The 8,695-nt window shown below is 60.2% G+C and carries 7 protein-coding genes; 5 read left to right on the top strand and 2 right to left on the bottom strand.

Going from position 1 to position 8,695, the window contains the following annotated elements; all coding sequences use genetic code 11:
• Positions 1-88: 88 nt before the first annotated feature.
• On the bottom strand, positions 89-529 hold the full coding sequence (locus C0V97_RS15745; RefSeq protein ID WP_127103511.1) for a MarR family winged helix-turn-helix transcriptional regulator: 441 nt from the start codon (positions 527-529) through the stop codon (positions 89-91).
• 63 nt (positions 530-592) lie between these two features.
• Here C0V97_RS15745 and C0V97_RS15750 point away from each other — a divergent pair, with 63 nt between their 5' ends.
• A complete protein-coding gene (locus C0V97_RS15750) occupies positions 593-1,705 on the top strand; it encodes an NAD(P)/FAD-dependent oxidoreductase (RefSeq protein WP_127103512.1) in 1,113 nt (370 codons plus the stop codon).
• Between the two features lie 233 nt (positions 1,706-1,938).
• Here C0V97_RS15750 and C0V97_RS15755 read toward each other — a convergent pair whose 3' ends face one another.
• The gene (locus tag C0V97_RS15755) at positions 1,939-2,643 is read right to left on the bottom strand and encodes an aspartate/glutamate racemase family protein (RefSeq protein ID WP_233582220.1); all 705 of its coding nucleotides are present in this window, start codon (positions 2,641-2,643) and stop codon (positions 1,939-1,941) included.
• Positions 2,644-2,812: 169 nt separating this feature from the next.
• Here C0V97_RS15755 and C0V97_RS15760 point away from each other — a divergent pair, with 169 nt between their 5' ends.
• The 4 genes from C0V97_RS15760 to C0V97_RS15775 all read left to right on the top strand — a co-directional run.
• Entirely contained in the window at positions 2,813-5,185 is a 2,373-nt protein-coding gene (locus C0V97_RS15760; RefSeq protein ID WP_127103513.1) for a TonB-dependent receptor, read from the top strand.
• Positions 5,186-5,310: 125 nt separating this feature from the next.
• Positions 5,311-6,681 carry an NAD(P)-dependent oxidoreductase gene (locus C0V97_RS15765; protein WP_127103514.1) on the top strand — a complete coding sequence of 457 codons (1,371 nt, stop codon included), beginning with the start codon at positions 5,311-5,313 and terminating at the stop codon, positions 6,679-6,681.
• A gap of 2 nt (positions 6,682-6,683) precedes the next feature.
• The gene (gene preA / locus C0V97_RS15770) at positions 6,684-7,952 is read left to right on the top strand and encodes an NAD-dependent dihydropyrimidine dehydrogenase subunit PreA (protein WP_127103515.1); all 1,269 of its coding nucleotides are present in this window, start codon (positions 6,684-6,686) and stop codon (positions 7,950-7,952) included.
• Between the two features lie 16 nt (positions 7,953-7,968).
• Positions 7,969-8,695: Zn-dependent hydrolase (locus C0V97_RS15775; protein ID WP_148114946.1), on the top strand; the 727-nt coding region annotated here is incomplete at its 3' end.

Consider the following 8,695-nt stretch of genomic DNA (forward strand, 5'->3'; position numbering starts at 1 on the left):
TGCCCAGATTAGAATCAGGGCGCCCATGATTTAAGCCTGAAAAAGATATTTCCGGATTATCCGACGATTTCTGGCCCCTGTCGGGCGCTCAGAGTGCCTCGATATTCTCGAGCACACGCTGCAACAGGGCGATGAGTGTCTTTTTTTCCTCTGCCGTCAGGCCTGTCGTCATGTCAGCATTGCCCTGACGCAGGACCTCGCGTCCTGCAGGCAACCGCTTGAGCGCCAGATCAGTCAACGAAACGAGACTGCTGCGACGGTCCTCTGGATCGGGCTCGCGACGAACCAGCCCATCGCGCTCCATTCGCGCCAGCAATTGCGCCATGGTTGGCTGCTCGACCTTTGCAAGGGTCGCCAGTTCCTTCTGCGTCCGCCGCTCCCCGTTCTGCAGCATTGAAAGCACCGGCAGTTGCGCCGTTGCGAGACCGAGCGGTCGAAGCCGCGCATCACCAATCCGCGTCAGGCCACGCCCGATGCGACTGAGATAATGCCCCGCGTGATCGAGCGGATTCCAGGGAGTAACGCTCATTGCATAGTGTCCTATGTTTCTTCTATATAGTCTCCTATGTAAATTGGAGAGGCGCCGGAGACAATGCACAGACATATCGGAATCGTCGGCGGCGGACCGGGCGGGCTGCTGCTCGCCTGCCTGCTCCAGCGACAGGGGATGCGCGTGACGGTTCTCGAACGCGATGCCCATGCGGCGGAGAGGCTGCAGGGCGGATCGCTCGACCTGCACGACGAAACGGGTCAGAGAGCCATGCGGGCAGCCGGTCTAGAAGACGCCTTCATGGCCTGTGCGCGCCATGAGGATCAGGGCGATCGGCTCTATGACGAAACCGGGCGTCTGATTTTCGAGCATGATGGCCGGGACGCCAACCGTCCCGAGATCGACCGAGGAGATCTGCGCCGTATCCTGCTGGAATCGCTGGAGCCCGGCGTCGTGCACTGGGGTCAGCGCGTCAACGGAATCGTCTCCGCAGGGGAGAAAATCTCGGTGCTGTGCACAAATGGGCCTCAGCTCTATGATGTTGTGATCGGCGCAGACGGAGCCTGGTCTCGTGTCCGCCCTTTTCTCACCAAGATCCAGCCGGTTTACGAGGGCATCGTTTTCCTTGAACTCGGCTTTGAGGAGAAGCGTGACCCCCGTGCAGCCGCCCTGGTCGGGCATGGCAAGATGTTCGCAGTGGGCAATAACCGTGCCCTGATCTTGCAGCGCAACAGCGGGGGGCATATCCGCTTCTACGCGGGTATGCGCCTGGCAGAGAAGGCGGCTCTGGCCATGCGCGATGGCTCTCCAGAGGCAGCCCGGGCGCATATGGCACGGAGTTTTTCTTCATGGTCACCCGATCTGCGGCGGCTTCTTGCTGAAGGTGACTTCCTCGGAATTCGCCCGCTTTATGCAATGCCAATCGGCGCAAGATGGACCCCGGCACCCGCAGTCACGTTGTTGGGCGATGCGGCGCATCTGATGTCTCCATTCAGCGGTGAAGGCGTGAATCTGGCTCTGGCCGATGCACTCGATCTTGCAAATACCCTGACAGAGGGGAATGGCGTCGCGTCGCTGCAAGAGTATGAAGCGGCTCTAATATCGCGTGCGGAACGGGCCGCCGCCAGAGCAGCCTCAGGACTCTCGAAAGTATTTTCCGACCATGGCGCTGCCCCGGTTCTCGCCCACTATCAACAACGTCTGGGAGGGCGCTGAAGAGCATGTCGCCCCGAACCGCAGGCGTGACGCCGCGCAGGAAATGGGGCTCCCTGTCCAGTAGACGAGCCCGGACGCCCCTGCATCGACTCTTTGTGCGATAACAGGAGGCCAAGATGCCGCTCCGCTATGAGTTATGATCGCTGCGCCTGATGTGATCAGGCGTCATGTCTCAGCGAGGTGTCACTATCGCGCCTCGTGCCGCTCCATCGGGAAAAGCATCTTCCCGATCTTCATCGGGGCGGGCCAATCATGGCCTCCACAGCGGCCTGGACATGCAGGGCTGTCGTATCAAAAAGCGGGACTTCCGCATCTTCGGGGCTGACCAGAAGCATGATTTCGGTGCAGCCCAGGATGATTCCCTCGGCACCACGCGCGACAAGGCGCGCCATGATATCCCGGTAGAGGGCGCGGGATTCCGGACGGATCTCACCGGCTACGAGTTCATCATAGATAATGCGATGTACGCTCTGACGATCAGCGTCATCCGGTACGAGAACGTCGAGCCCATATTGCCGCCGCAGACGCCCCTTGTAGAAATCCTGCTCCATCGTGAAGGCGGTACCGAGCAATCCGATCCGCGTCAGCCCCGCTGCCCTGATTGATTGCGCTATTGGGTCAGCAATATGCAGGAGTGGAATGGAGAGAGCCGCCTGAATCTCGTCAGCCATGCGGTGCATGGTGTTTGTGCAGATCACAATATGTTCGGCCCCCGCATTTTCGAGATGACGCGCCGCGCCAATCATCAAGCGCGTCGATTCGCTCCATGCGCCGCGATGCTGAAGCGCCTTGATCTCCGCAAAGTCGAATGACCAGAGCAGGCAGCGTGCTGAAGCCGCCGGACCCAACCGGGCGCGTACACCCTCATTGAGCAAACGATAATACATGGCCGAGCTTTCCCAGCTCATCCCGCCAATCAGCCCGATCATCTGCATCATGTCTCCTCCCGGAAGGCGTACCCACGCCATCCAGCATTCCCGATTTCGGGACCCGACGCAAAAACACGGGACGGGTCACCCATCGGCGCACGCCAGAAAATTCTTGTCCATTCGGGCAGCTTATGGATAGGCTGCATTACGTACGGAATCGAAATATTGCGGAGATGATATGGTTTCCCGTCGCCTTGGCTTGCTTCTTGCTCCTCTTTTCGTTTCGATACCGTATGTATCTGCGGCCCCCCTGACACTACCTCATTCCTCGAAAGCGCCCCGCGCGAAGGCTCCTCAGCCGCGAAAACCGGAAGAGATCACGGTAGCCGCCCCTTCCCACAAGACATCGAATGGTGTGACCGGGCAGCAGGCAGGTGGCGGGCTGATTCGTCGTGAGACACGCGCTGGCGCGATCCAGACCGTCACCCGTGATTTCATTGCCAAACAATCGCCCACAGCCAATCCGGTGCAGGTTCTGGCACTCGAGCCCTCAGCCTATGTCGCCCTCATGGACCCCTATGGCATCGTGGGGGGCAATATGTATCTACGTGGCCTGCCGGGCGATCAGATCGGCTGGATTTACGAGGGGGTGCCGGTCAGCGATATCGGCTCGGGCGGGTTTTATGCCAATCAGACGTCGGATGGCGATAACCTGCAGCAGGTCTCGCTCATGCCTGGTTCTGTGGATCTCTCTACTCCGACCGTTGCGGCGGCGGCAGGCAGTGCTTATGCCAATCTCCGCGATCCTTCGCATCACCGCGAAGGCTATGTGAACATGACCTATGGCACGTATAATCTGGCGCGGGGTCTGATACGCGCCGATACCGGCGATATCGGTCATAGCGGCGTACGCGCCTTCGCCTCGTTTTCCTATACGCGCGCCAATAACTGGCGTGGGCCCGGCACCAATATGCGCAAGCATATCGATTTCAAGCTGGTCAAGGATATTGCCCAGCACAGCCATACCTCGCTGGTCATGAGCTATAATGACAATACGCTGCAATTCAGCCGCTGGCCCACGGCGTCGGAATTCGCCCGTTATGGTGCAGGCAATGACCTCTCACGCTCCTACAAGGATGGGCTCGGCTATCATCTCTATGCGCTGGATGCGTTCCAGAATCTGGTGACCTCTGCACCGACCGAGCTCGACATGGGCCATGGGCTGCATTTTCATGACACGCCCTATCTGTGGTGGGGATCTGGCTCTATCGGCGGTGCGGCGCTGGCAACCGAGGGCGCGACCTATTCGGGGTCCTCACCGGTCAGTGTTGATCTGAATGGTGACGGGCGCATCAGCAGCACGACCTCACAACTCATCTACACACCCAATTATTACAGCTATCATCGCGCGGGCAACAATGCCTCACTCGACTGGACGGCCGGGAAGAACACCCTCACCTTCGGCTGGTGGTATGAATGGTCGCGCATGAACCAGGCGACACCTGTATCGCGCATCAACCCCGTCGATGGCGGACCGGAGAATATCTACGGCGATTACGGCCCGCTGATCTATCGCACGTCATCGGGCAAGAAATGGTACGCCTCTGACTATAACAGCTTTACCCAGATCAACATGCTCTATCTGGGCGACAGGATCTCGCTCCTGCGCGACAGGCTGGAACTCAAGGCAGGGTTGCGCGCTGCCATGGTTTCACGCGGGATAGACAGCTATGTCCCGGTGTCGGATAACCGGCGGGGACAGAATATCTTCGAGCCTCTGCCACAGGTGAGCGCACGCTATGTGCTGGACAAGCATTCCGAGCTCTACGTATTGGGTGTAACCAATTTTCGCACCACCAATAACAGCACGCTTTTCGAGCTCTACAGCCCCGCCGGAGGGTCGCTGCAGACCGCGCCCTCGACCGTCAAACCCGAATATTCCATCGAAGAGGAACTTGGTTATCGCTATCATGACGACCTGATCGTGGGCGAGATATCCTTCTTCAATTACAATTTCACCAATCGCCAACTGGCGCTCAACAGCTACGTCAATGGTGCGCTCACCCCCATGACCATGAATGCCGGCGGTCAGACCTCACGCGGTGTCGATCTGCAAATCGGCACACGGCCCATCCTGCACCATCTGCGGCCCTATGCGAGCTTTGAGTATCTCGATGCGCGGATCGATAACAATATCCCGATCGATGGCGATCTTCTGCCGACGCGGGGCAAGCGGGCCGTCTCTGCGCCGAAATATCAGGCGGCGCTCGGGCTGGACTGGGATGATGGCAGCTTTTTCGCCAATCTCGGGCTCAAATATATCGGGGCGCAATATGCGACACTCGTCAATGACGAGAAAATGCCCGGCTATATCAACAACAACGTGACGCTGGGCTATCGACTGCACCGGACGGGGTTCCTGCACTCCCCGCAGGTGCAGATCAACATGCAGAACATGATCGGCTCGATCTATCGTAATGCCGTCTACGCCTTTACCTCGAATGCCAGAACCTTACGGGGTATCTACGGCACGAGCATCGCCGGGTCGTCGCCACTCTATACCATCCAGCCAACCTTTGCCATTTCGGTATCACTTTCGACCGGGTTCTAAAGCGTCCGGGCGGGGGGATTTCATCCGCACGATAAAACCTGAACATATGGTCAAAATACACTTGCAGCACCGCCAGATCTGATCGTAACGTTCGTTTTACGGAACAAACAGAATCGGATTATCCCATGCCGCCCGATATTGCCTGTGGACGCCTGAGTGATGACATGCTGGCCAGAAACTTTGCCGATGCACATCCAGGTCTGACCGCCGAGCAGGCGGCGCTGGAGGCCGATCGCTGCTTCTATTGTTATGATGCACCCTGTATCGAGGCCTGCCCCACCGACATCGACATCCCGCGTTTCATCAAGGCAATCGCCTCAAAAAACACGGCGGGCGCTGCCCGGACCATCCTGCAATCGAATATCCTCGGCGGGTCATGCGCGCGTGTCTGCCCGACCGAGATATTATGCGAGCAGAAATGCGTTCATACCGCTATCGAAACGCACAAGCCCGTGCGTATCGGCGCGTTGCAGCGTTTCGCGACCGACTGGCAAATGGCGCAGCCCGCCCATCCCTTCAAACGGGCAGCCCCTACCGGCCGTCATGTGGCCGTCATGGGCGCCGGCCCTGCCGGGCTTGCCTGCGCGCACCGACTGGCCATGCTCGGGCATGACGTCACGCTTTATGACCGCCATACGCGTCCCGGCGGGCTCAATGAATATGGCGTTGCCGCCTATAAGCTGGCCGATGATTTCGCCCAGAAGGAGATCGATTTCCTCTTCGCCATAGGCGGCATCACCTATCGTGGCGGGACCACTCTGGGTGAGACTGTCAGCCTCGCCACGTTACGTCAGGAGCATGATGCGGTGTTTCTGGCGATCGGCCTCTCGGGCGTGCGCGCCCTTGGCCTACCGGATGAGTCGATCCACGGCGTGCAGGATGCGGTGGCCTTCATCGAATATCTGCGCTCCCATCCGCTGGCTACAACCCCGGTGGGACGACGCGTCGTCGTGATCGGCGGGGGCAATACGGCCATTGATGCCGCAGTGCAGGCCAAGAGACTCGGTGCGGAAGAGGTCACCCTTGTCTATCGTCGTGGCGAGGCCACCATGTCCGCAACCGAGGTCGAACGCGACTGGGCACAGACAAATGGGGTGACGCTACGCCTGTGGGCAGCCCCCATACGCCTTGAAACTGCGGCAGGGGCGCTGACAGGCGTGACCTTCAGGCGCACCGATCCCCCGCCCCTCTCCGGAACGCCTCCTCTGGCGCCCCCTGCCGAGTTCACGCTTGGCGCCGATATGGTACTCAAGGCCATTGGTCAGGTCTTCATTCCCGATCCGATCGCCCGGGACCAGATCCTTGTCGAGAACGGGCGTCTGGTAGTCGATGAGAAGGGCCGCACCACTCTGGCGGGCGTCTATGCCGGTGGCGATTGCACGGCGGGCGAGGATCTGACCGTGGCGGCCGTACGCGACGGGCGTGAGGCCGCCAAAGCCATTCATGACGACCTGACCCTTACCGCATTTTCCCTTTCCGGCACGGGAGCCCCCTGATCATGGCCGATCTGCGCACCAATTTCGCCGGGATTACCTCTCCCAATCCTTTCTGGCTGGCCTCTGCCCCGCCAACCGACAAAGAATATAACGTCCGCCGCGCCTATGAGGCGGGATGGGGCGGTGTGGTCTGGAAAACCCTGGGAGAGGACCCTCCTGTGGTTAATCTCAGCTCGCGCTATGGCGCGCTCCAGTTCGAAGGCAAGCGCCTGATGGGGCTCAATAACATCGAACTGATATCCGACCGACCGCTCGCGACCAATATTGCGGAGATCAAGCGCGTGAAGCGCGATTTTCCGGATCGGGCGCTCATCGTCAGCCTCATGGTGCCGTGCGAGGAACATCGATGGAAGGCCATATTACCGCTCATCGAGGAGACGGGGGCGGACGGGATCGAGCTGAATTTCGGCTGCCCGCATGGCATGTCCGAGCGCAATATGGGCTCTGCCGTGGGGCAGGTGCCCGAATATGTCGAGATGGTCACGCGCTGGTGCAAGCAGAACACGCGCATGCCGGTCATCGTCAAGCTCACCCCCAATGTCACCAATATTCTCATGCCCGCCCGAGCCGCACGACGCGGCGGTGCCGATGCGGTCTCGCTCATCAACACCATCCAGTCGGTCATCGGGGTCGATCTGGACGCCATGGCCCCCATGCCGGTCGTGGGCGGCAAGGGCACGCATGGCGGCTATTGCGGCCCAGCGGTCAAGCCCATCGCGCTGCGCATGATCGGCGAGATTGCCCGTGATCCCGAGATGGCAGGAATACCTATTTCGGGCATGGGGGGCATCAGCAACTGGCGGGACTCCGCCGAATTCCTCGCCATGGGGTCGAGCGCGCTACAGGTCTGCACGGCCGCCATGCATTACGGGTTCCGCATCGTCGAAGATATGATCGACGGACTTTCGAACTGGATGGACAGCAAGGAATACGCAACGCTGCCCGATCTGAGCGGGCGGGCCGTGTCGCGCTTCGTGCCCTGGAACCAGCTCAACATGAAGTTCCGCACCATCGCGCAGATCGACCAGGAAAGCTGCGTCGGGTGCGGCCTGTGCCATATTGCCTGCGAGGACACGTCGCATCAGGCTATCGCCAAGAGCACCGGACCGAACCGTCGCGAATACAGCGTGATTGAAGAGGAATGCGTGGGCTGCAATCTCTGCGCCCATGTCTGCCCGGTGGATGAGTGCATCACCATGGCGCCGCAGCCTGTTGACGGCGAGATGACTTGGTTGGAGCATCCTCTCAATCCGCATCGTCTCTCCGCCTGAAAGGACTCCCCGCCTCATGAGCAATATCCGTATCGATGGCCGTGCCCTTTGGGCCGATCTGATGGAGACAGCCCGTTTTGGCGGTACGGAAAAGGGCGGGATCAAGCGCCTGACCCTGACAGAAGAAGACCGCCAGGTGCGCGACTGGTTTGCCTCGGCCTGTACGGCTCTGGGCTGCACCATGACCATCGATCGCCTGGGCAACATGTTCGCCCGTCTGGAAGGGCAGGATCCGACCCTGCCCCCCATCACCATGGGGAGCCATCTCGACACCCAGCCCACGGGCGGCAAGTTCGACGGCATCCTGGGGGTTCTGGGTGGGCTGGCCGTGCTGCGCGCCCTGCGCGAATCGGGTCACGTTACCCGCCACCCCATCGAACTGATCAACTGGACCAATGAGGAAGGGTCGCGGTTTTCGCCCCCCATGATGTGCTCAGGCGCCTTTGCAGGGGCGTTCACGGAGGAAGAGGTGCTCGACAAGCGTGATCGCGCCGGAGAACGGTTTGGCGATGCGCTGGACGCCATCGCCTATCGCGGCGAGCAGCAATGCGGCGATCACCCGGTCGCGGCGTATTTCGAGTTGCATATCGAGCAGGGACCTATCCTCGAGGCCGAAGATTACGTGATCGGCTCGGTAACCGGTGTACAGGGCATGCGCTGGTACGAAGCGACCGTGACCGGGCGCGACGCCCATGCGGGCTCGACGCCCATGACCATGCGCGCCGATACCCTCTTGGCTGCTG

The sequence above is a fragment of the Asaia sp. W19 genome (assembly GCF_003994335.1).
In the GTDB taxonomy this organism is placed as follows: domain Bacteria; phylum Pseudomonadota; class Alphaproteobacteria; order Acetobacterales; family Acetobacteraceae; genus Asaia.